Genomic DNA, 23,194 nt, shown 5'->3' with positions numbered 1-23,194 from the left:
CACTTTGGAAAAAGATGACGTCACAATAAAAGGCATTGAAACCATTCATGCCCTATACAAACAAAGGCGAACTCTTCAAATAGGCTCCGCCTTTTCGGTGTATAACGAATTACAGGAATTATTAATGGTTGCATAACCATTTAACAATGCAACCCTAGATTCTCTATGTTTTGGATAACTTTGCAACAGAACCAATTACTTTATATTCGCTTAATTCCTGTTGTTTCTTTTTTATAAAAGAAGGAATTTTATCTTTTTTGTCTAATTATATCTAGGTTTGCAAAAAGGGATTCTACAACTTTGGAGGAATTATCATGGTAAAATATATTTCAATTCTTGGTTCAACTGGCTCAATTGGTACGTCTGCATTAGATGTAGTTACTTCTCATCCGGAACATTTTAAAATTATTGGTTTAACAGCAAATCACAATATTGACCTTCTTGAAAAATGAATATATACATTTTACCCTCGAATTGTAAGCGTAAGTACAAAAGAATTAGCAGATGCTCTTCGGAAGCGAATTCCTACAGATACAAAAGTCACATATGGAACAGATGGATTAATTGAAGTTGCAACTCACCCTGATTCTACTCTTGAAGCTCATCATAGCATTGTAAAGCCAGATTTGGAAACAGTATTAGACGCCGATCATTGGGCTCGTGAATATGCAAACGAATTATTAATTAGAAAATGAAAAAAGAGCTAGAACAGAACGCGTCTTTTTTAGCTCTCCATTTTACGTGTTCTTTTGTTTTAATACATTTACGTTCACGGAATTGTAAAGAAATGTATCTAAGATATCGCATACAGAAGGATTTATAGTGAGTATTAGTTATGGTCACTGGGAAAGTTCTTTTTAATTAATATAAGCTATATATGGAATACAGAAACCTAAAAAATTGGAGGTAATTATGAAAACTTTCATATATATGGTGAGACACGGAGATTCACCGAAATCTGGAAAAGAAAGAGCGAGAGGATTAACGGAAAAAGGAAAATTAGAAGCTCAACGGATAACAGATGTATTACAAGGTGAGGGAATTGACGTTGTTATCTCAAGTCCATACAATCGTTCAATTCTAACTGTTCAGCAATTAGCGAAGCAAATAGGACAAGAAGTTTTAGTATTTGAAGACTTAAAAGAGAGAATTTTTATTGCTGAAGAGGAACGAATGTCGGATAAAGAATTATTTCCTTTGATAACAAAGTCATTCTTAGAACCCGACTTTGCTTTAACGGGAGGAGAGTCTAATGTCGACTGTCAGAAACGTGCTATAAAAGTCTTAAAAGAATTATTAAACACCTATCGAGGGCAGAAAGTAGTATTAGGCACTCATGGAGCTGTTATGACTTTGATGATGGGGTATTATGACAGTAAGTATGATTTGAATTTTTTACTACATACATCAAAACCAGATATATACAGAATGGAATTCAATGGACAGGAATTGGTGGAGGTTAAAAGATTATGGGAAATTTCATAGATTGACTATATTCATCCATAGAGTCTCCCAATGACGTGTATTATAAACAATGGGGTTACTGCGGTAACTCTTTTTCTTATGGTACTAACGGGGGATTAAGTTCAACAATCTAAAAAATTCGGTTCCTTAGCGTACAAAATTCACGGTTTGTTCTTACTATCCCGAGATGAAATGGGAGGGAATAGTTTTTGGGCAGGATACCTTTAAAGTTATTTTTTAAATCAATCCTATTTTTTTTCTTAAGCGGTATTGTTGTTTATTCTATATTTCAGATTATTTTTGTCTGGAGTGTTTCGACAGGATTAGGGAGGGATGATATAGTCGGATTTTCTGATAATAAGTATGTAATTGGTCGTCCACCTGTTAGCTATAACTTATATAAAAAAGATAGTGGGGAAACTATATTAGATAATGTTATTGGTTATAAAAAGGGAAAAACTAAAAGCTATGTTCGGAATGAAATTGAATTTGTAGTGATAAATGAGATAAAGGGTAGCTATGAACTGTATAAAATAGAAAAGGCTTCAGAAAAGGATATAGAACGGCTGAAAGAAATGAAGAAATTAGAATAAAAGAGACTATCTGAACGGTAAAAATGCACACTTGTTATTGTTAAATCTAAAAAATGGTTTAGACTGATAACTGAGTTTTATTTCATGAAAAGAGTCATTATTAAAATAAAGTATTAGGGGTTCAGTCCCATGCCCATTAACTTAAGAATTCAGAATTATCCCAAAATAAAAAACTGAGCTTTTTTGTTACAATTTAGCAGAAAATTTCGTTATGGGAGTACTATCAACCTAACAAGACAAAATACCCCCTAAAATGAAAAAGACGTTATTCTTTCTGAGAAATCATGGGAAAGGATACCGTCTTTTTATCAATATGACGGTATCCTATATGAAAATTAGGGTTCTGTTGCAAAGTTTTCTAAACTAAGCTACACTTTCGAAAAAGAAAACGAGGAGAATCACAGATGGGATATTTTAAAGGGAACCAGTTCAAGAAGGATCTTATTTTAATAGCTGTTGGCTACTATTGTCGTTTTTCTTTAAGTTATCGCGATGTGTCTGAAATTCTCAAAGAACGTGGTATTTCTATTCATCCAACAACTATCATGCGCTGGGTTCATGAATATGGAAAGCTTATCTATCACATTTGGAAGAAGAAAAACAAAAACATATTGTTATCTTGGCGTTTGGATAAAACCTATGTCAAGGTGAAAGGGAAATGGTGTTATTTATATCGAGCAATTGATAAAAAGGGACAAACACTTGTTATTCAACTTCGTCAAAAGCGGGACACACAAGCAGCATATGCTTTTATGAAAAGACTTGTTCGAACTTTTGGAGAACCAACTGTTCTGACGACAGATAAGGCCCCTTCTTTAGCTTTCGCATTCAAAAAATTAAAGGAGATAGGTCTTTACAAAAATACCTTTCATCATACAATCAAGTATCTCAATAATATCATTGAGCAAGATCACCGACATGTGAAACGTCGATTCTCCCGTTCTTTAGGATTTCAAAGTCTTCAACCAAACTTCGTTTTTTCGACGTATAACGCATTACATGAATTATTAATAGTTTCATAAAACTGGCCCACAATATTCCCCATCTCTTTGTGTCTTCGGAAACTTTGCAACAGAACCCTTTCTCTTCTAATTGAGATCCATATTGATGAACCCAGCGCATAATCGTTGTGTGAGTAATGGATAAACCTCTTTCTTCCATCATTTCCACTAGGTTTCGAAAGCTCAAATTGTACCGTAGATACCACCTTACTGTTAATAAGATGAGTTCAGGCTGATAATGCTTCCATTTGAACAAATTTTTCTTTTCCATACTGGTCACGCACCTTTTCTAGAGTAGTAATATCAGTATGTCCAAGTTTAAGAGATTTTTGCACCAGAATCCGAAAAAGTTAAGATATTGACCAATTATAAAGAAAAAAACTCCTCAATTCGGAGCCTTTTTTAGCTGCTATAAAAGTATGGGTATACTATTTGAAAAGTAATAATTTAGGATTCATGCACATATAGGATAATTTTTTTCGAATTTATAGTAGTTCTAAAAATTATATAGCTTTAATGACAAATTGAGATTGAGGTATATATAATAATTGAGCTGTTAAGGAAGTTGTTGTGTTAGCAAAAGGCAATGATTCCTTATAAGGAAATTTATTATACACTATTTCATTAATCTCAAAAGTCTTATACAATTTTTTAAGGATTTTTTGAGAAATTTTATTTGTACAAGCAGCAATAAAATCAAAATCTCTTGTACTTATTTCTTGAATAGCATGTGAAATAAGAGTAGTGACTACCCCACTGCCCATCCAATCTGGATGACAAGCGCCCATATCTAGATAGACTAATCTTTCTTTATCTAAATTTGAAAACTCAATTGATTCCGTTTCTAAAGTATCTAAGAGTAGAAAAATGGGATCCATTTGTGGACACAGTTCACTCGCTTTATCTTTATCTATTAATGGTTGGGTTACTTTTCTTGTTAAAAGAACACCAACAATTTGAAAGTTTTCTATTGCTACAAATGACATAGATTGAGATACAGCTTGTTTTACCATTTCCTCGCACATTTTGTGAAAAGGAGCAAAAGGAATTTGTAAACTGCTTACAAGAGGTTCGTTATTCACAAAAGAATGTGCAATTAAATGTGCTGCATCTTTCACGTGGTGTGTATCTAGTAGCTCTATATTCATATATTTTTCCTCATTTCTTAATATAGATAGTGGTAAATTGAAATTAGATATTGATTAAAAGGGATTGGAAATTTTATTTAATGTAGTTAAGTTTAAATATTAAAGCGCTAACAAATAAGGTTATTAAACATATGAATAAATCTGTTTAGTAGCAATCGATACATGTTTATGAAGAAATGATACAATCTCATCTAAACATTCAACATTTGTATATGGCGAGATAGAAAAGAATTTTAATGTAGAAATTGGTTTTCTATCACAACTGTTTATTACATCTACTACACAAGAACGAGTTGTATCGCCAAAGAATATTTGATCACGATTTTTTCCTAGGTAATTAAATAGTTCTATATTTAACCGATTTGTATCCTCAATCTCTTCTTGTGTTGCGAGACCTGTACGCTCCTTTTCCCAATTTACCTGGCCATCTCCATTCATATAGAAACGAAATGTTGTAATTGGTCCATAAGTAAAATCATTTGTTATTGCTACTTGAGGAAGAGCCTTGCGCAATTTCTCCCTAAATAATAGATTTACACGAACATAATTTGCTAATAATTTTTGATATCCTTCAATTCCAAAGGCTAATAAATTTATATACATTGGAATAGAACTACCAGCTCGTGAACATTCTAAGGTATAGCCTGTATGATAACTGCCATATGATCTATTACCAAGATAAGGTGTGTCATTTTGTTCGATGTCCATAAGTTGTAAGTCAGTATGATTTTTCACGATTAAAATACTTGAAGTATAAGGTGTTTGTCCTAATTTATGAAAATCAAAACATACACTATCTGCAAGAGACATATATTGCATTTTCCCTTGAACGAGTTGTAAGGCATCTTTCACATTAGGTTCAAATGAGAGTGGATTTTCTTCAAAGTTATAATTATTAAAGAAACCATAGAATCCGCCCATTGCAGAATCTGCATGAATATAAATAGGTTTTAATTTATATTTTTTCTGTATTGATTCAGCACTATCTTTAATTTTTTCTATATCATCAATTGTAAATGTATCTGTTGACCCCATAGTAGCTAGAATATAAAGGGGGATACCTCCGTTTTCAATAACATTTATCATTTTATCCTCTAAATCTTCTATATCCATAGAATTTGTATAAGGGTCAGTTTTCACTTTAATTAGGTGATTTGTCCCAATGCCAGTTGCTTCAGCTGACTTTAATAAACTATAGTGTGCATTTTCAGAAGCAAAGCAATATACATTTTGTGGAACACCGTGTTCCTTTGCTAATGGAAATTGTTTAGCAATCGCTAAACGTAAGCTTGAAAATACACATCCTTGTCCACCCCATGTTGTATAACCACCGCTATTATGCGGATTATAACCGATCAGTTTTGAAAGCATGGATACAACTTTTACTTCTGCTTCAGCTGCCCCAGGGCCATATACATCCCAAACGCCATTACCATTTAAAAGCGCCATGGTTATTGTACCTAATAGTGATGGAATACTTGGTAGTGGAACAGCGTTAGACAAATAGTATTTATTGGGATAAGGATGACCATTCATAAATTGGTTTAGTTCTTCCATAACCTCAGACATAGCAATTCCAGCCAGTGGTATATGACTTTGATGAATTAAGTTATTGTAATATCCGTCTGATTTTTCCTCACAGTTACCTAAAGATGCCCGATCTTCATTTTTTAATCGGCTAAGATTTTCAACTATTTTCTGCATAGATTCTAAAAAAAGCTTTTGTTTTTTTTCATTTCCATCAGCGCTCGGAAATAGATTCAAAATATCTTGCATGTGGTCACTTCTCCTTGTGAAAATATGGATTTTTATTTTACCTAGTTAAATATACGAGTGAAATGATTTGTGTTTATCCTTTAGAATGTGTATGAATCAGGAGCTGTTTAGAAAAAAATGTAATTCCATAGAAAATTATATGAATTCTGGAATTTAAAGTAAAGGAAAAATTTTTTGATTAATATTAAAAAGTAATTGCGATATAAGGAAGTTGCTAAAAATTTTTCTGAATTAATTATTTATTCTTCAGTATTACAAACTTTATTAAATTTAAATTGTGCCCTAGCAGATATTCAAATAACGTAATAGATATTTGAATATAATGAAAAACGCCTTATAATGTAGTTTAAGGTTCTGTTGCAAAGTTTCCGAAGACATAAAGAGATGGGGAATATTGTGGGCCAGTTTTATGAAACTATTAATAATGGTTCTGGTGCAAAAAGATAATGAAGAGTAAAAAGAATGATTCATTCCTAAGGGAATGACTGCTTATGCGGTAAGGCCAAAGAGAATATTAATCAGTTGTATCTGCTTTTGGACAGACTTTTCCCCATGGAAAGTGTGTCCTTTTCTAATATTTATGAATATTTTCAGTGTACACAATGACAGTATTTTTTGCACCAGAACCCCTGAAGGCATACAACTAAGGCAAGTTAGATATCTCAATAATATAGTGGAACAAGATCATCGTTTTATTAAGAAACGTGTTCGTTCTATGTTAGGGTTCAAGTCTTTTGGCGCAGCTACATCCATTCTTGCAGGAGTGAAAGCTATGCATATGATTAAAAAAGAACAGATTGATTTACGGGAGCAGTCTGTCCAAAACCCGAAAGAATTCATCCATCGATTGTTTGGGCTTACAGCATAAAATAGAATTCCGCTAGAAATATATGAGCCATATTATCTTTTATTTTATCTTTGCACCAGAACCAAATTAAATATACGTGTATATTTGGGCCTCTATCTAATTAATATTTCGTTATATTTATATTAATTATTACAAAACAAAAGAACACTCAACATGAGTGTTCTTTTGTTTTGTTCTCGCGTATTGAGATGACTGTTTCAAAATCTCGTTTTGGGACTTGATTTTGACAAATTGTTACTGCACTTATAGGTTAACATTATAAAAAATAGATTGTAAATTAAGAATATTCATACGGAATTTTGTTAATGTTCAGTATAGATATTTATCACTATGGCTATAGGAAATATAATTTTGCTATGTTGAAAGTGGTCATCTAACTAAAGGATACGTTCTTGGTACCTGTACTTTGTGCGGGAATCTTTCATAAAGAAAAAACACCTTTACCAGTACATTTCTTCGACTTTATAGTTGCTTTAATATTTATGGGTGTTGCAACAACCTTAAAAGAACAAAAGAAAATAAGAGTGTTATTCTTTTTTTGTAAGAATCATTAAAATAATGTTTTTTAAGAGATTTAGGAAGAATATCTAGTTTTTGCAAAGGCAGTTATTTGCTAACCGGAGAATATGAATAAGTAGAAAATGGGAATTGTTTATCGAAAAGTATTTTTATTGTTAAACAGGCATGTCAAAGTGCTCAGGAATATATTTCTCAATAATGAAATGAGCTAATCATATGAAATATTAAAAAGTATTTGTTTATAATAGAATCTAAATTAAAAGGCCAATCAAATATTAATTTAACTTTGTTAATGAGTTTGAAAGGAGCGAGTATTATGGCGAATGTACTTGTAATAAATTTTCCTGGAGAGGGGCATATCAACCCGACATTAGCAGTTGTAAGTGAATTAGTACACAGAGGAGAAAAAGTTGTTTCGTATTGTATAGAGGACTATAGAAATAAAATTGAAGCAACTGGTGTGGAATTTCGAGCATATGAAAATTTTCTCCCACAAATCAATATTATGAATCGAATTAATGAAGGCAATAGTCCTGTCGAAATGTTGTCCAATATGATTGCAGCTACAGATCGTATTGTAAACCAGATTTTAGAGGAAATAAAGGAAGAACAATATGATTATATTATATATGATAATCATTTCGCAGTAGGTCGCATTATAGCAACTGTTTTACAGTTACCTAAAATTTCTTCTTGTACAACATTTGCTTTTAATAATTACATCACTTTTAATGAAGAATCTGAATCGAGAAAAGTAGATGAAAATTCTCCATTATATCAATCATGTTTATTAGGAATGGAACGATGGGAAGAGAAGTATGGGATTAAGTGTAATAACTTGTATGATATTATGAATCACCCTGGAGATATTACGATAGTATATACATCTAAGGAATATCAACCGTTTTCTCAAGTATTTAATGATTCTTTTAAATTCGTTGGGCCATCAATTGCAGTACGTAAAGAGGTAGGAAGCTTTCCAGTTGACATTTTAAAAAAGAAAGTTATTTTCGTTTCCATGGGGACAGTCTTTAATGAGCAACCGGATTTATATGAGAACTGTTTTGAAGCATTTAGAAATATGAATGCAATGGTCGTGTTAGTGGTCGGGAAAAGGATAAATATAGACCAAATTGAAAATATTCCAGAGAATTTTAAAGTGTTTAATTATGTACCTCAATTAGAAGTATTACAGCATACAGATGTATTTGTTACACATGGTGGTATGAACAGTTCTAGCGAAGCGTTATATTATGGTGTCCCGTTAGTTGTGATTCCAGTTACAGGGGATCAGCCATTAGTCGCGAAACGAGTCACTGAGGTGGGAGCCGGAGTTCAGCTTGATCGCAGAACATTAACTCCTGAAATGCTGCGTGAAGCAGTAGAAAAGGTAATGAATGATAAGGAATTTAAAGAAAATAGTCGTAAGATTGGAGAGTCTTTACGTGAATCTGGTGGCTATAAACAGGCAGTTGAGGAAATTGTAAAGTTCACTTCCAATTGTCGTGTGTAGACAAATAATGTAACAAGAAACTTAAAATGACAACTAGAAATCTACTCTAATAAAAATATATAGAAATGGAGAGATTTTTTATGTCAAAAGCGTTGGTTATAAATTTTCCTGCAGAAGGTCATATCAATCCTACAATTGGTCTTGTTAATGAATTAGTGAATAGGGGAGAAGAAGTTATTTATTATTGCGAGGAAGAATATCGCCATAAATTAAAGAATATAGATGTTGAATTTCGAAACTATGGAGATTACTTAAAAGAAATTAATTTAAAAAATAGAATGAAGGATATGTTTCACCCTTTACAAATGATGTATAGATTTTTAAGGGTAACAGAGAATGCCATCCCTTTTCTTTTAGAAGAAATTACTCGTGAAAAGTATGATTATATGATCTATGATCAGCATTTTCTTTTAGGCAGAATTCTTGCTGAAATGTTACCTATGCCTACAATTGCATCCTGTACAACATTTGCTATGAATAAAGAAATGTTGGAGGAAATTCCACTGGGAAACATCGAATCTAATCCTACTTCACCATTGGTTGAGGAATGTCAAATGATTGTAAATAGAATTAGTGATCGTTATGGGGTGAATGTTGATTCATTAGAGCAACTTTTTCATTATGAAAGTGACATGACATTAGTTTTTACTTCTAAATATTTTCAACCTCATGCTCATTGTTTTAATCATACCTTTAAGTTTATAGGACCTTCTATCACTTCACGGCAGGAAATAGTAGAATTTCCTCTTTATAGGTTAGACAGAAAAGAGGTTATTTACATTTCGATGGGAACAGAGTTAAATAAACAGCCGGAATTTTATGAGAAATGTTTGCATGCATTTAAAGAATTTAATGGAATAGTTGTAATTTCTGTAGGTAAGGAAATAGAGATGCGACGTTTTCTTAATATGCCACCCCATTTCATTATTCGTCCTTATGTTCCACAGTTAGAGGTTTTAAAATATACAGATGTCTTTATTACACATGGTGGTATGAATAGTGTAAGCGAAGGATTATATTATGACACGCCTCTTGTTGTTTTACCAATTACAAATGATCAACCTTTTGTAGCAAAAAGAGTCGAGGATTTAAATGCTGGTTTGACTTTGGATTATACAAAAATTACATCTGATTTATTGAAAGAAACGGTAAGGAATGTACTTAATAACAAAACTTATAGGGAAGGAAGCAAAATAATTGGTCAGAGTTTACGTGAAGCAGGTGGATGTAAGAAAGCAGTTGATGCAATATTTCAGTTTAAAAGAGAATTTTTGTCTAGTTCCCTTGATAAATGAATTGACGATAAGTACTTTGAGCTATACTCATTAATAAGAGTTGCGAAAGACATATATCGATATAACTCTTCGGTGAATAAAGATAATTCGTGTTTTTGATGCAAGTCCATAAAAAGCACGTCACTCTTACTCATTAACATAAGAAGATAGTAACGTGCTTTTAACTTTGAATATATTCTAAATACTTAAGGTGATGGATGTGAGGTAGCACATCATGCCTATCAGAAAAGTTTGCCACATCGCTATCCAGCTAACAAAACAAAATTCCCCTAAAATGAAAAAATACGCTATTCTTTCTGTAGAATCATAGGAAAGGATGGCGTTTTTGTATGTCAATTTCTGTATCAGATGAATTAGGGGTACGGAAACGATTCAGGGAATGAGGTGCCACTCTGGCATTTACTTACAGAACAATTTGAGGAATGCTCTGACATATCTAAATCTTCCCCATTTAAATTTACAAAAGAAGAGTCCATTTTGGATTGTTCTTTTTATATGTTGGTAAAGGTATACCTTTACAGATATATAGAAAACTAAAAAAAACCCACGTCTATAAATGTTAATTTTTAATTTTACAGACATCTGTTTATTTTATATACCTTTACAGACATTATTGATGTAATTACCAGTGAGGTGTGGCATATGAAACATAAAAAATTTGGATATGTACGAGTTTCAAGTAAAGATCAAAACGAAGAACGACAAATTCAAAATATGAAGGATCTAGGGATAGAAGATCGAGATATTTTTCATTGATAAAGAATCTGGAAAAAATATGGAGCGAGAGAATTACCAAATGCTAAAGCGTCTTGCTCGTACTGGAGATACCATTGTATTTGATTCCTTAACAAGACTTGGGAGAAATATGAATGATACATTAGAAGAATTTAGGTACTATGAAAAACATAGAATAAATTTACAATTTATAAAGGAACCATATATTAATGTCAATTACACTGGGGAAAGTACAAATGATGTCATTCAGAGTGCGATTCAAAAAGCAACTCTTACAATATTATCAGCCTTTGCAGAAAAAGAGCGCATTGATATTAAACAACGTCCAGCTGAAGGAATTGCTCTTGCCAGAAAACAAGGTAAACGTTTAGGACGTCCGCCTGTCGAAATAACAGAAGAATTCACGGATGCTTACAAGGAATGGAAATCCGGTTCAATTACAGCAGTAGGAGCCATGAAAAAGTATGGCATCAAACGTTCTTCATTTTATAAACTTGCTAAACAATATGAAGAAAAAATAAAATAATAATCTGTCTTATTAACATTATCTTAAAGTTAAAGGTAAAGGACTGAAATAAGAAAATAGATTAATTCATAGGGAGGATGCAATGATGAACCAAAAAAAGTTAGAAATGGCTTTTAAAAGATATAGCAAAAATTTTGTGGATGGAATCAAATTTGAAGATGTTAAAGATAAATATAGTGTTAGTAGAAGAAAGATTGAGAAAATCGTTGAGCAAAATGAAACAGAGAAAGATCACATACTATTAATAAATCTAAGCAAAATTTTCTCATATCACTTGTCACTATGGAAAAACGATGTATTGATCAGCGGTGGAAACAATGTAGAAGGATTAAAGAACATGCAGAAGGTCTTATTTTACCAGTGCATGGGACAGGATCTCTATACAATCAGGTATCCAAGGATGATCTTGGGATATACGTTTAGAGAAGTCGTCCTCACATTAGTTCATTTTGCAATGTATGGATGGGAGAAAGAAGAAAATATATTATATGATTTTATGGCTCATCACTTCGGTGGACATTTAATAGATGCCAATGAAGAGGATAGACATATTTGGTTTTTGCTAGAGCTGTACTTGCAGTATAAAAATAAAACCATCATGGGAACGAATGAAAAATTGCATCTAGCCGTGAAAAATAAGTTTAAGGAAGCTGAACTGCGATGCGACTTAATCCCTGAAGACCTGAACATTTATGATGAAGTGCTGGGACGTTGGTCGACTGGTGATTTAGAAGAAATAGAACATCTAATTTCGATAATGTCTCAGTATCATTCTGCATTAGCTTCTGAAATCGGACAGCTAGGTGAATTTGGCGATTTCAGATACGGATTTTATCCTTTTGAAATCTTATTCTTGATCCACATAAGGAAACAACTAGGGTTGCCAGTACCTACTCAAATCGATAATTTTCTGATGAATACTCCAGAAGCGAAAATGGTATTTGGAGAACGTGAGCCATACCCTGAATGGGATCCCGTGCTTCAGATCATCGATCAATTTTATCGTAAAAACTACCCGGAATATATTCCTAACAAGCATGGAGAATTATTTCAATAAAAGGGAGGAAGCTAATATGCCTGATCAAGGGATAGCGCAGATTATATTTCCTGATAGCAAGGATTTGGAAACGTTTTTGAAGGAGCAAGGAAGTTATGACTTACATGAAGACCTATTAAAATATGGATTGACGACGAAACAGTTTTTATACGTTGACTATAAAGGTGAGCAATACCAAGAAATTGTCAATTTTATTCTTGATTACGAATTTGCCCACCAAATTGAATTAGCAACACAAGAAGAACTCGAGAAATTAGAAGCATTTCATTATGAATTTTTACCTGAAAAGATCAAGGAGGCCAACAAAATACTGTCACCAAAGGGCTATGGACTATTTTCATATCCAAATTCGGGCGACTTCTTCGCACTATTCATTGTAAAAATAGAGAATATAACAAAATTGCTGCAAGAAGAAGTGCTGCTCGATGATAGAATCCCTTTTCAAGAAAGGTGTATCAAGTATTATAGATAGACCTAAGATTGTACGTCTTCAACCTTGACTCCTGTCAAGGTTTCCTTATAGGGGTCATCATACATTGCTATCAAGCTAAAATTTTATAGAGCCCCCAAACCGAAAAAATGGGAGTATCTCCTTTTTAAATATCGGGTTCTGTGTAGTAATGGGACAAGAACGGCAATAAGGTCTAATTATATTCTCAAAAAAGATAGTTTTTAAGAATTGGAAAAAATTTCAGATGTGGCGGGTTACTCCTTGAATCGTTGCCGTACCCCTTCAAGAGCTAATCTTACTGTTTACAATAAATCACATTGACAAATAAGATTATATTAAATATAGTACTATTTGATAATTATTATAATATTTATAGACTTGACCCGTCGGCACGAGGAGGATATATAAAATGCATGCATTCAAACGGAAGTCCATTAAACTTTCCATTTTAGGTATAGTTATTTTTTTAGTATTAGGGGGACTAGGACTTTTCCTCATCAATAAGGGCTTTATATCAATTTTCCAAGATAAGGTTCATAAACAAGCTGATAAAAATCCAATCCATTTTGAAGAGATCGATACGTTTTTATTTACTACACATATACCAGAGGGGCATGAAGCGATTTGGAACCAACTACAACAATATGAAGAGCAAAAAGATTTACGAATCAGTATGGCAAACTTAGTAGATATAAGATCCCAACAAACACGAGAATTAACCACGAAAGTCTACAGTCCCTTCTTTCATGTGTCAAATTATTCAGAAAGTAAGGTGCCCATAAAGGTAACATTATATAAAAATCATGAAGTCAGGTATGAAAAGACATTGCAACCAGGTGATATGTTTGAAAGAAACGAACAACTAGGTCGAGGTAAATATAGTCTAAACCTAGAATGTATAGGTCAAGGTTATTGCAAAGCTAAAGGAGCTATAACTACTGGAGATATTAATTGGGATTAGGAAAAGACTAAGGAAGACTTTCTCATTTTGAAAGTCTTCCTTTTTATATGCACAAATAATGTCCGCTAATACTTATTACATGATTTGGTTCCATTGCTACACAGACCCCATATAAAGATTAATGTAGCGACATATGAGGTTATCGTTGCGAACCAAGTAGTGAAATTAACACCGAGGGAATTCTTGGTGCTAGAGTTATTAGCTCGAAATCAAGGAATGGTACTGAGCGCTGAACAAATTTATGAAAGAGTGTGGAAAGAACAGTCTTTCCAATCTGATAATACTGTGATGGTACATATTCGGAAAATACGTGAAAAGATAGAAGAGAATCCAAGGAAACCTTGTTATATTAAAACAGTTTGGGGAGTAGGTTATAAAATTGAAAAAGATCTTTAAACCATTCTATTATCTTAATAATAAAATAGTAAGCTTAGTAAAAAAATTAGGCAATCGTATTCTAGGAAGTATTAGAATACAGCTTATTACAACATTCTTTCTTTGTGCATTACTTGGTTTCTTCGTATCAAGAGCTGTGGCGCCATTCGCTGAAGATATGAATCAAAGGGCTTATGTTGATTATAGTTTTAGTATGTTACAAATTAATCGTCAAGCGAAGGAAACGGCGGAAAAAGCAGTAAGTGAAAATAAGGTAGCAGCTTTGCAAGAGATGATTGAGAGTGAAGATAAAAAAGAGCAAAAGGCTTTAAAAGTATTGGTTACGGATGAAACAGGAAAGGTTTTATATAAAACAAAACAGGCGCCGGAAGTAGAAATTAATTTGCATAGTACCATTAGCAATGTGATGCACTTTGCGATGAATCGACCAATTTACAATAAGGATTCAGAAATAATCACGGGATCACGTAAAGAATTCATTACTTTTTATCCAGTTACAATCGAAGGGAAAAACTTGTATATGTTTGTAAGTGGGATTCCAGAAGGAGATATCACATATGAAACAGAAGAGGGAATTCTCCCTTCCTTTATTGGAATTATCGTGTTTATCTTTTCTTTCTTTTATATTACAAAGAGAAAAATGAAGCAAATTGAAGCGATGGCGCAAGGAGTAAATGAGATAGCAAAAGGAAACTTAGCATATCGAATTGAAGAGAAAGGGCAAGATGAGATGGCTTTACTAACAAAAAATATTAATCAAATGGCAGAAGAGATAATGGTGAATATTGAAAAAGAAAGAGAAATTGAAAGACAGAAAAATGAATTGATTACAAATGTCTCGAATGATTTACGAACACCACTTACATCTATTATGGGATATTTACGTTTATTACGCGATGCGAAATATGATAATAGAGAACAATATGATGAGTATATAAAGGTTGCTTTTTCAAAATCGGAACAGCTTAAAAACTTAATAGAAGATTTATTTGAGTACACAAAATTAACAAACGAAAAGGTTGTGTTAGAAAAACAAGAAGTATGCATCAATGAAATGCTCGATCAATTAATTGAAGAATTAGTACCACAAGCAGAGGAACATGGTCTTTCATTTGTGAAGGAATTTCCTGATGAACGCATATATGCTGAACTTGATTCGGAGAAAATCATGCGTGTGTTTGATAATTTATTAATGAATGCGATTAAATACAGTAAAGATGAAGGAGAAATTAAAATTTCTCTTCAAAGGCAGCAAGATAGCATTCAAATTTCTGTGGCAAATCAAAGCGAAGAATTTACAAGACAAGAATTGAAGAATTTATTTGAACGTTTTTATAAAAAGGATCAATCAAGAAGCAGAGTCTCAGAAGGATCTGGACTTGCCATTGCAAAAAGTATTGTTGATTTGCAAAGCGGAGACATTCGGGCAGAATATGAATACGGTATTGTGCGCTGTATTATTTCACTTCCCATTGAGGCAGAAAAGTAATAATGTTATATAAATTGTTTCTAGGTGTAATGAAATGATACAAACTGAAAATGTGCCTTGTGTTAACAGGGTAAAAAAGAACTCTTGCAAAAGAGTTCTTTTTTATTAGATTGAAAAATTATTGAATGATTAAAGTTTAAAGCTTTTGTTAAGAAAAAGTTAAGAAACCCCCTCAGTATTTATTAAGAAACACTCTCTATACTTAGAAATGTGTTAGAAAGCATATTCATTCTCATTAAAATCCCAAAGAATGAATGAGATGACATCTAATTAAATAGGAAAAGAAAGGCGGAAAAGATAGATGAAAAAAGCATGGATTGCAGTGTCAGGATTAGTTGTTGTAGGAGGTGGATTATTAACTTATATGGGAGGAGAAACAATAGATAGATTTAATCCATTAGTGAAAGAAAAAGATGTGTACGTCCTTACAAAAGGAGAAGCAAAACCTGATGGTAAGAGATATTTTTACATGTTAAACGGAGTTGATGAATCAGGCGATGAAAATACCATTAAAGTAGGGGTTTCTGGTAAGGATGATTATCCAGATTCTTATTTAAAGGTTCATGTAAAAGGAAAGTATGTTTACGAATTTGAGAAAGTGCAGGAAAAAGAAGTTCCTGAGAAAGCAAAAGAAAAACTAAAAAAATAAATAATGAATTTATCGAGTTAAAAACAAAGGTAGGAGAATATTATGAACAACTCAGTTGTAAATGTAAAAAATGTTCAAAAAGTGTACGGTAAAAAAGGTGAAAATCAGTCACACGCTTTAAGAGATGTATCGTTCTCGATTCAAGAGGGAGAATTTGTTGGAATCATGGGACCGTCTGGTTCAGGAAAAACAACATTATTAAATGTAATTTCAACATTAGATGTAGCAACTGGCGGCATTGTTGAAATTGCTGGTATCGATATCACTAAAATGAAGCAAGGAGAGCTTTCAGATTTTCGCTCTCAAAAATTAGGATTTATCTTTCAAGATTTCAATTTATTAGAGAATCTATCTATTTATGAAAATATTGCACTTCCACTTTCACTTCAAGGAGTCCCATCGCGTAAGATTGGTCCAAAAGTAAAGAAAGTAGCCAATATGTTAGGGATTTCGGAAATACTTCAAAAATATCCATCTGAGGTATCTGGTGGACAAAAACAACGTTCCGCGGCAGCACGCGCGCTTGTACATGAACCAGCAATTATTTTAGGGGACGAGCCAACAGGGGCACTGGATTCAAAAAATGCAACAAGCCTTTTAGAAGCAATGAAAAATTTAAATGAAAAACAAGATGTTTCGATTATGATGGTTACTCATGATCCATATAGTGCAAGTTATTGCCAGCGCATTTTGTTCATTCAAGATGGTGAGTTATATAAAGAAATTCATCGTAGTGGTACGCGTGAAGTGTTCTATAAAGAAATTTTAGATGTACTTGCGGATTTAGGTACACAAAAAGGATAAGAAAGGACACCCACCATGATATTTAAACTTTCTATATCAGGACTAAAAAGTAAGCTAAAAGATTATATTGTCTTACTAGTTGGTCTTGTTATGTCAATTTCAATTTTTTACATGTTTCAAACGCTAGCATTAAATAAAGCATTTGTTGAAGCAAAAACTACTATTCGGTCAATTGCGCCTATTTTTCAAACAGGTTCAGCTCTATTAGCAATCATTACATTCTTCTATGTTCTATATGCAAATTCTTTTTTGATGTCTCTTCGCCAAAAAGAATTTGGGATGTATATGATGTTAGGTGCAAAAAAACATAAGGTTACATTACTTATGTTTCTGGAAACGATTATTATTGGGGCAGTATCCTTAGTAATTGGAATTACAGTAGGAATAGGGCTTTCACAAGGGATGGGTAAACTCCTCATGAAGCAACTGGATTTTACTGCGAGTGGTTACCAAGGGTTTTATGTACCATCTATGTTAGTTACTTGTATGTTCTTCTTGGTATTATTTGTGTTATCTGCCATTATGAATAGTGTGAAATTATCACGCATCTCCGTTCTGCAACTTGTACATGCAGATGCTTCAGCAGAACGTACAATGATTAAAGGTAAGTGGACTGGGATTGTTTCATTTTTAGCCATTATTTTATTAGGAATTGGATATGCTTCGATGATTTATATGAATAAGTTAAAAGAACAGGGTCCTATGATTGCGATGCTTACAACTACAGCAGGAACGTATATGTTATTTACTTCTGTCCTTCCGCTTATTATTAAAAAATTAAAGAGTAATAAAAAGCGTAGTGAGAAAGGTCTTAATGCTTTTACATTTGCTCAATTAAACTTTCGTATTAATAGTTTAACAAAGGTACTCGCAACAGTAGCAATGTTAGTAGCACTTGGTGCGGGGGCGATTTCAGGTGGGATGGCTTTTAAAAATAACGTAATTCAATCGACGGATCAACTTGAAATATACGATACAGTCATTCATAATCCAACAGCAGAAGAAAAGAATATTTTAGATGGTATTACATTTAAAGAAAAGAATGAATATCACTATAAAGTAGATGATAAATATGTTTACTACTTGAAAGAAGATCTAGAGAAAAACCGTCCACTTGTGCAAGCTGGAATAGAAAAAAAGGATAGAGGGAAAGTAAAACGAGTTTCTGAAAATCTTCCTGTAGGAGCAATTTCAAAATATGGTGAGGAGAATATGGAGAATACAAATATTATCCCAGAAGAGTGGGATGACGCTTTACGCTCTCTTCAACCAACCTATTTAAATTACATGGAAAAAGTAAAAAAAATAGTAGATCAAAAAATGTACGATGGCATACAAGAAAAAGAAAACATTGTTGTAATTGGAAAAACTGAGGATTTTGTAACATATTTAGATAAATGGAAAAAAATTGACGGGTTGCAGCTAGTTAAATATAAAAATGTCACAGCTGAAGATATCTTCAGTAAATATCAAATATATACTGGGATTTACGCCAGTGCCAGCGGAACAGTATTTATGGGTTTCTTCTTAGGTATTGCTTTCCTTGCGATGATGGCAAGCTGCTTAATGTTTAAGATTCTTTCTGGTGCATCAAAAGATATTGTACGCTATGAAATGCTTCGTAAAATTGGAGTCCGTCATGAATTATTAGCAAAATCCATTTATAAAGAGTTATTTTTAGTGTTTTTATTTCCAGGGATAGTAGGTATAATTCATGTATTATTGGGTATGAAGATTTTTGGTTTCATCTTAATTGACCCATATTTCCGTATTTGGTTACCAATCTTGATTTTCGTAGTTATCTATTCGATCTATTACCTTATTACAGTTCAATTATATAAAGGAATTGTTCTTCCTGAAAAAAAGTAATAAGAATGTGATGTTTTACTGTATATGCTTTATATTTAATTAGGATATCCAATATTTATTAGCATTATAGTTAGCTTTCTTTTAGTTAACAAGGTAGCTAGGTTGGATTTAATCGAATATTTCCTATATGAATAAGAGAGAAAGAGAATATAATTTAAATTTATGTTCTCTTTCTTTATCTAGATACTTATAAAATGAATGATTTTCTCCTTAACGTAGGAAAGTCGGTTTTTTATCTTCCATAAAATGTCTTAGCGTGGGTTTTATGTCATTTGGTTGGCGGGACCCTGAGTAGTTAAATAACTACTTGAATTCCCTCTTGTTATAAATTTGTGAGTGGCTCCAAAAAGAAGGAATCGTTGCCGTATCCCCTATACTGTCAAAACTAACTATTGGGGATACTTTGGTCGTAACTAGAATGGATCGTTTAGGGCGAAATACCATTCAGCTATTACAGTTAGTAGAACAACTTCAGGAAAAGGATGTTCACTTTGTAACAACTCTATAAATATAACTTAATATCATAATTATAATATATAAACTGAAAATACCTATAAAATCCACCTTAAATAATTAGACCTTTTTTATCATTCATGAAAGTAAACTTTTCAATATTAGTTTACTTTCAAACCCCTTAAAATATCGAATTACAATTAAATTCCAGGTAATTGCTGTGAAATTTTTATTTTAGATCCAATAAAGATACTTTGCTAATTGTTTCATAGCAACTACACCTTAAATTTATTTATTCACTTTCTAATTATATCGTGCCTAAATAAGAAAAATTTAGTAATTATAAATAATAAAATTCATATATTTTTTATAGAAAGAATCCTTTAGGGCTTCCAACATGTTACCTCTAATATTTTATAAAAGAGGAATTATTTAACGATTTTCTCTTTAACTTAAAAAGATAAATTAATATAAATAAATAAATGAATAAATAAAAAGGAATTCCAATGAAAATAAAGAATTTATCAGTAATAAAGTTAATAATTGGTTTTTTGAAGGGGTAATTTGTGAAGCTATGGAGGGAAAAAAACTTTTAAAACAGTGGAAAGCAGATTTACAAACTATTAAAGAAGAGAAAAGAAAAAAGAAAAGGAAAAAGAGAAAAAGCACAAATAAGAAGTTTGCCATTCCTAGTAATACCGCTAATTTTATGAATGAGAATCATGTATATTATAAAAGAAACGGTGTTTGGAAACAAAGAGATAAATAGGTATTTAGAATGGGCGCAATAAATTTTGACTAAATATATAGTCAAAATTTATTGCGCCAGCGTTACTTTATGCATTTAAAAAGTTAAAGGAGAAAGGATTTTACAAAAGCACCGTTCATTGTACCGTTAAACATATGAATAATCGTATAGAACAAGACCACCGACATGTGAAACGTCGTTTTGCTAGGGCATCGGGATTTCAAACTCTCCGGCATGCTTCTCGTACAATAAAAGGCATTGAAACCATTCATGCCCTATACAAACAAAGGCGAAGTCTTCAAATAGGCTCCGCCTTTTCGGTGTATAACGAATTACAGGAATTATTAATGGTTGCATAACCATTTAACGATGCAACTCTAGATCCTCTATGTTTTGGGTAACTTTGCAATAGAACCGTGTGCTCACTTTTTTTCTCCTGTTTTAGACAGGAAGAAAACTGTTTTGCCACATCCATGTATTTGCCTCCTCTCTTGTAAATTATGTTGCATAAACAAATGATCACTTCTTATAAATTGTGTTGTATTAGGTGACCCGTGTTTAACTTAAAATTTTCATAATAAAAGCAATCATATCGAAAAAATGATAATCCTCCTCTAAAATCAGTAAGAAAACTTTTAAATTACTATTTTACTGTAGAATGGAAATGATACATTAATAATTAAGGTAATACTGTTCACTATTTAATTTTAAACTATATAGAAAGATATTGAGGTGCAATAGATGATACATAATATTCCAGATGTTTACACAAAAAAAATCCTTATAGTAGATGATGAAAAAGAGATTTTAAATTTGTTAGAAACAGTTTTAAAGAAAGAGGGGTTTCAACATATTTATACTTATACAACAGGAGCAGAAGGAATACGCATGTGTAAGCGAGTACAGCCAGATCTTATCATATTAGATATTATGCTTCCAGATTTAGATGGATATAGTGTTTGTCAGCAAATTCGACAGTTTACATTCGTTCCAATATTTTTCTTATCGGCGAAAAATGAAGATTTAGATAAAATCCTTGGATTAAGTATAGGTGGCGATGATTACATTACAAAGCCTTTTAGTCCGAAAGAAGTAGCATATAAGATGAAAGCATTTTTTCGACGCAATCAATATCAAGAAAAGGCTCGGATTATGTATCAGTTTGGAGACATTACGATAGATGAGGCACAAGGAACAGTGTTAAAGGGTGATACATTGCTATCTTTAACAGCAAAAGAATTTAATATATTACTATTTTTAATAAAAAATCCAAATCAAATTTTTAGTAAGGCCCGCTTATATGAAGCTGTCTGGGGAGAAACATATCTGGGTAATGACAATATTATGATGGTGCATATGAGACATTTAAGAGAAAAAATAGAGGATAATCCTTCCAACCCTCATTACCTTGTAACAGTAAGGGGACTCGGATATAAACTTAATACAAAAGGTGATGCAAGATGAAGTGGAAGGTCACGAGACTATATATTACCTCATTAATAGGATTAATTATGTTTATCCTAATCGTTCAATTTTTTGCTTTTAGTTATTTAGTATTTACTTATAACCGTGAGGGAATGGACGATCCAGAGGGCTCAGTATTAGCTTTTCAAAAAGAAATCACAGTAGAAAATGGAAGTATTTCTATAACAAATAAAGGAAAAATTTTTTTTGCAAGAACATGGAGCATGGTTACAAGTATTAAATCGTAATAGTGATGAAGTATTTCAAATGTATAAGCCTAAAAATACACCAACTCATTATACCCCTAGTGATTTGATTTTACGCTATAAGTACGATATTGGGGGGTATACAACGTTTGTGGGTAAGTTAGATAAAAGTACACAAGTAGAAAGTTATATTGTCGCTTTTCCATCAAACCAAGCATTGCGAAAATCTGTCTATTTGAACTTCAATAATTTATCTAGCTTCTATCCATATGGGATTTTAATGTTAATAGGAGTAACAGTAGTTTGTATTTTATTATTTGCTTACATTGTGGCAAGGTATATGTCAAAACCTGTTGTCACGATAATTGAACATATTAATAATTTAAAACAAGGACAATATGAACAAGTACCGGAAGAAAAAGGAATATATGCAGAGGTATATATAACTTTGAATCAGTTATCGCATCAACTAAAGGATATTAATCTCCAAAGAAAAAGGCTAGATACGATGCGAGCAGAATGGATTATAAACATCTCTCATGATTTAAAGACACCACTTTCTTCTATTAAAGGTTATAGTGAAATTATAGGGAATCGCAAGTATAAAATCAATATGCAAGAAATGTACCAATATGCAGAAGTCATTCAAAATAAATCAATTTATATTGAAAAATTGATTAATGATTTAAAACTTACATATCAATTGAAGAATGCGTTGTTACCTATCCATAAAAATACAGTAGATATTGTGAATCTCACCCGAGAAACGATTATTGAATTTATGAATATGCCTCATTATGAGAATCGATTAATTGAGTTTGAATGTCTTAAGAAGGAACTAATTATAAAAGCAGATCAGGGATTAATTCAACGTGTGATAGTAAATTTATTGAATAATGCGCTTATTCATACTGATGTTGAAACATTAATACAAGTTCGCATAAAACAAACATCTGGATATACCGTATTTACGATTGAAGACAATGGTGACGGAATAAATAAAAATGATTTACCACACATTTTTGATCGATATTTCCGTGGTACAAATACAGATCCAAAAAGTGGTTCAGGTTTAGGAATGGCGATTGTAAGAGAAATCATCGTGGCTCACGGTGGAGAAATTGTAGTTGAAAGCAGCAAAGGAAACGGTACAAAAATTACATTTCAGCTTCCGTTAGAAAATTAAGCTAAACTTAAGGTCAGCTCAAT

General features: G+C 32.3%; 16 protein-coding genes and 10 pseudogenes. 22 read left to right on the top strand and 4 right to left on the bottom strand.

The genetic code is table 11. From position 1 onward, the window contains the following. Window positions 1–22 precede the first annotated feature (22 nt). From C568_RS35565 to C568_RS0117150, 5 genes and pseudogenes are all read left to right on the top strand, one after another. Window positions 23–136, top strand: a pseudogene (locus C568_RS35565) (IS6 family transposase); the annotation flags it as partial. 178 nt (window positions 137–314) lie between these two features. Beyond that, window positions 315–596: pseudogene (locus tag C568_RS35560) on the top strand (1-deoxy-D-xylulose-5-phosphate reductoisomerase); the annotation flags it as partial. Between the two features lie 316 nt (window positions 597–912). Beyond that, window positions 913–1,485, top strand: coding sequence for a histidine phosphatase family protein (locus C568_RS0117160; RefSeq protein ID WP_018782247.1), 573 nt, complete (start codon window positions 913–915; stop codon window positions 1,483–1,485). Between the two features lie 188 nt (window positions 1,486–1,673). Further along, on the top strand, window positions 1,674–2,057 hold the full coding sequence (locus C568_RS0117155; RefSeq protein WP_006097720.1) for a hypothetical protein: 384 nt from the start codon (window positions 1,674–1,676) through the stop codon (window positions 2,055–2,057). Between the two features lie 404 nt (window positions 2,058–2,461). Beyond that, window positions 2,462–3,079 carry an IS6 family transposase gene (locus C568_RS0117150; protein ID WP_018782246.1) on the top strand — a complete coding sequence of 206 codons (618 nt, stop codon included), beginning with the start codon at window positions 2,462–2,464 and terminating at the stop codon, window positions 3,077–3,079. 58 nt (window positions 3,080–3,137) lie between these two features. Here C568_RS0117150 and C568_RS33155 read toward each other — a convergent pair. From C568_RS33155 to C568_RS36480, 4 genes and pseudogenes are all read right to left on the bottom strand, one after another. Beyond that, window positions 3,138–3,329: pseudogene (locus tag C568_RS33155) on the bottom strand (IS6 family transposase); the annotation flags it as partial. 232 nt (window positions 3,330–3,561) lie between these two features. Then, window positions 3,562–4,206 carry a hypothetical protein gene (locus tag C568_RS0117145; protein WP_003204295.1) on the bottom strand — a complete coding sequence of 215 codons (645 nt, stop codon included), beginning with the start codon at window positions 4,204–4,206 and terminating at the stop codon, window positions 3,562–3,564. Between the two features lie 123 nt (window positions 4,207–4,329). Beyond that, window positions 4,330–5,982, bottom strand: a complete 1,653-nt coding sequence (locus C568_RS0117140; RefSeq protein WP_018782245.1) for a pyridoxal phosphate-dependent decarboxylase family protein — start codon at window positions 5,980–5,982, stop codon at window positions 4,330–4,332. A 489-nt stretch (window positions 5,983–6,471) separates the two neighbouring features. Beyond that, window positions 6,472–6,555 (bottom strand): annotated as a pseudogene (locus C568_RS36480) (IS6 family transposase); the annotation flags it as partial. A gap of 55 nt (window positions 6,556–6,610) precedes the next feature. Between C568_RS36480 and C568_RS30955 the strand changes: the two are divergent. The 17 genes and pseudogenes from C568_RS30955 to C568_RS31975 all read left to right on the top strand — a co-directional run. Next, window positions 6,611–6,850: pseudogene (locus tag C568_RS30955) on the top strand (DDE-type integrase/transposase/recombinase); the annotation flags it as partial. A gap of 835 nt (window positions 6,851–7,685) precedes the next feature. Then, entirely contained in the window at window positions 7,686–8,882 is a 1,197-nt protein-coding gene (locus C568_RS0117130; RefSeq protein ID WP_018782243.1) for a macrolide family glycosyltransferase, read from the top strand. Window positions 8,883–8,962: 80 nt separating this feature from the next. After that, window positions 8,963–10,177, top strand: coding sequence for a macrolide family glycosyltransferase (locus C568_RS0117125; protein ID WP_018782242.1), 1,215 nt, complete (start codon window positions 8,963–8,965; stop codon window positions 10,175–10,177). Window positions 10,178–10,819: 642 nt separating this feature from the next. Next, window positions 10,820–11,438: pseudogene (locus tag C568_RS31980) on the top strand (recombinase family protein). A gap of 82 nt (window positions 11,439–11,520) precedes the next feature. After that, a complete protein-coding gene (locus C568_RS0117115; RefSeq protein WP_029427429.1) occupies window positions 11,521–12,495 on the top strand; it encodes a hypothetical protein in 975 nt (324 codons plus the stop codon). A 16-nt stretch (window positions 12,496–12,511) separates the two neighbouring features. Then, complete coding sequence (locus tag C568_RS0117110) at window positions 12,512–12,967, top strand: DUF6630 family protein (RefSeq protein ID WP_018782240.1); 456 nt, start codon at window positions 12,512–12,514, stop codon at window positions 12,965–12,967. Window positions 12,968–13,355: 388 nt separating this feature from the next. Further along, window positions 13,356–13,907, top strand: a complete 552-nt coding sequence (locus tag C568_RS0117105) for a hypothetical protein (RefSeq protein ID WP_018782239.1) — start codon at window positions 13,356–13,358, stop codon at window positions 13,905–13,907. 111 nt (window positions 13,908–14,018) lie between these two features. After that, window positions 14,019–14,303: pseudogene (locus C568_RS30945) on the top strand (winged helix-turn-helix domain-containing protein); the annotation flags it as partial. Further along, the gene (locus C568_RS0117095; protein WP_018782238.1) at window positions 14,287–15,792 is read left to right on the top strand and encodes a sensor histidine kinase; all 1,506 of its coding nucleotides are present in this window, start codon (window positions 14,287–14,289) and stop codon (window positions 15,790–15,792) included. The pseudogene C568_RS30945 and the gene C568_RS0117095, both read left to right, overlap by 17 nt. 301 nt (window positions 15,793–16,093) lie before the next feature. Beyond that, entirely contained in the window at window positions 16,094–16,441 is a 348-nt protein-coding gene (locus C568_RS0117090) for a YxeA family protein (protein ID WP_006097329.1), read from the top strand. 42 nt (window positions 16,442–16,483) lie between these two features. Continuing rightward, window positions 16,484–17,245, top strand: a complete 762-nt coding sequence (locus C568_RS0117085) for an ABC transporter ATP-binding protein (RefSeq protein WP_006097328.1) — start codon at window positions 16,484–16,486, stop codon at window positions 17,243–17,245. A gap of 15 nt (window positions 17,246–17,260) precedes the next feature. After that, on the top strand, window positions 17,261–19,114 hold the full coding sequence (locus C568_RS0117080) for an FtsX-like permease family protein (protein WP_018782237.1): 1,854 nt from the start codon (window positions 17,261–17,263) through the stop codon (window positions 19,112–19,114). A gap of 373 nt (window positions 19,115–19,487) precedes the next feature. Next, window positions 19,488–19,607, top strand: a pseudogene (locus C568_RS34325) (recombinase family protein); the annotation flags it as partial. A gap of 534 nt (window positions 19,608–20,141) precedes the next feature. After that, entirely contained in the window at window positions 20,142–20,336 is a 195-nt protein-coding gene (locus tag C568_RS0117075; protein WP_003199325.1) for a hypothetical protein, read from the top strand. A 53-nt stretch (window positions 20,337–20,389) separates the two neighbouring features. Continuing rightward, a pseudogene (locus C568_RS33140) lies at window positions 20,390–20,674 on the top strand (DDE-type integrase/transposase/recombinase); the annotation flags it as partial. Window positions 20,675–21,056: 382 nt separating this feature from the next. Then, window positions 21,057–21,779 (top strand): response regulator transcription factor, encoded by a 723-nt coding sequence (locus C568_RS0117065; RefSeq protein ID WP_018782235.1) that lies wholly within the window; start codon window positions 21,057–21,059, stop codon window positions 21,777–21,779. Continuing rightward, window positions 21,776–23,171: pseudogene (locus C568_RS31975) on the top strand (sensor histidine kinase). The gene C568_RS0117065 and the pseudogene C568_RS31975 overlap by 4 nt, the downstream one beginning before the upstream one ends. Window positions 23,172–23,194: the final 23 nt, after the last annotated feature.

The sequence above is a fragment of the Bacillus sp. 95MFCvi2.1 genome (assembly GCF_000374965.1).
GTDB classification, from domain to species: domain Bacteria; phylum Bacillota; class Bacilli; order Bacillales; family Bacillaceae_G; genus Bacillus_A; species Bacillus_A pseudomycoides.
This window is presented reverse-complemented; position numbering and strand designations above follow the sequence as displayed.

Coding starts and splice junctions, on each gene's coding strand:
- C568_RS0117160 (WP_018782247.1), top strand. CDS start 913: ATGAAAACTTTCATATATATGGTGAGACACGGAGATTCACCGAAATCT.
- C568_RS0117150 (WP_018782246.1), top strand. CDS start 2,462: ATGGGATATTTTAAAGGGAACCAGTTCAAGAAGGATCTTATTTTAATA.
- C568_RS0117145 (WP_003204295.1), bottom strand. CDS start 4,206: ATGAATATAGAGCTACTAGATACACACCACGTGAAAGATGCAGCACAT.
- C568_RS0117140 (WP_018782245.1), bottom strand. CDS start 5,982: ATGCAAGATATTTTGAATCTATTTCCGAGCGCTGATGGAAATGAAAAA.
- C568_RS0117130 (WP_018782243.1), top strand. CDS start 7,686: ATGGCGAATGTACTTGTAATAAATTTTCCTGGAGAGGGGCATATCAAC.
- C568_RS0117125 (WP_018782242.1), top strand. CDS start 8,963: ATGTCAAAAGCGTTGGTTATAAATTTTCCTGCAGAAGGTCATATCAAT.
- C568_RS0117115 (WP_029427429.1), top strand. CDS start 11,521: ATGATGAACCAAAAAAAGTTAGAAATGGCTTTTAAAAGATATAGCAAA.
- C568_RS0117110 (WP_018782240.1), top strand. CDS start 12,512: ATGCCTGATCAAGGGATAGCGCAGATTATATTTCCTGATAGCAAGGAT.
- C568_RS0117105 (WP_018782239.1), top strand. CDS start 13,356: ATGCATGCATTCAAACGGAAGTCCATTAAACTTTCCATTTTAGGTATA.
- C568_RS0117090 (WP_006097329.1), top strand. CDS start 16,094: ATGAAAAAAGCATGGATTGCAGTGTCAGGATTAGTTGTTGTAGGAGGT.
- C568_RS0117085 (WP_006097328.1), top strand. CDS start 16,484: ATGAACAACTCAGTTGTAAATGTAAAAAATGTTCAAAAAGTGTACGGT.
- C568_RS0117080 (WP_018782237.1), top strand. CDS start 17,261: ATGATATTTAAACTTTCTATATCAGGACTAAAAAGTAAGCTAAAAGAT.
- C568_RS0117075 (WP_003199325.1), top strand. CDS start 20,142: ATGGAGGGAAAAAAACTTTTAAAACAGTGGAAAGCAGATTTACAAACT.
- C568_RS0117065 (WP_018782235.1), top strand. CDS start 21,057: ATGATACATAATATTCCAGATGTTTACACAAAAAAAATCCTTATAGTA.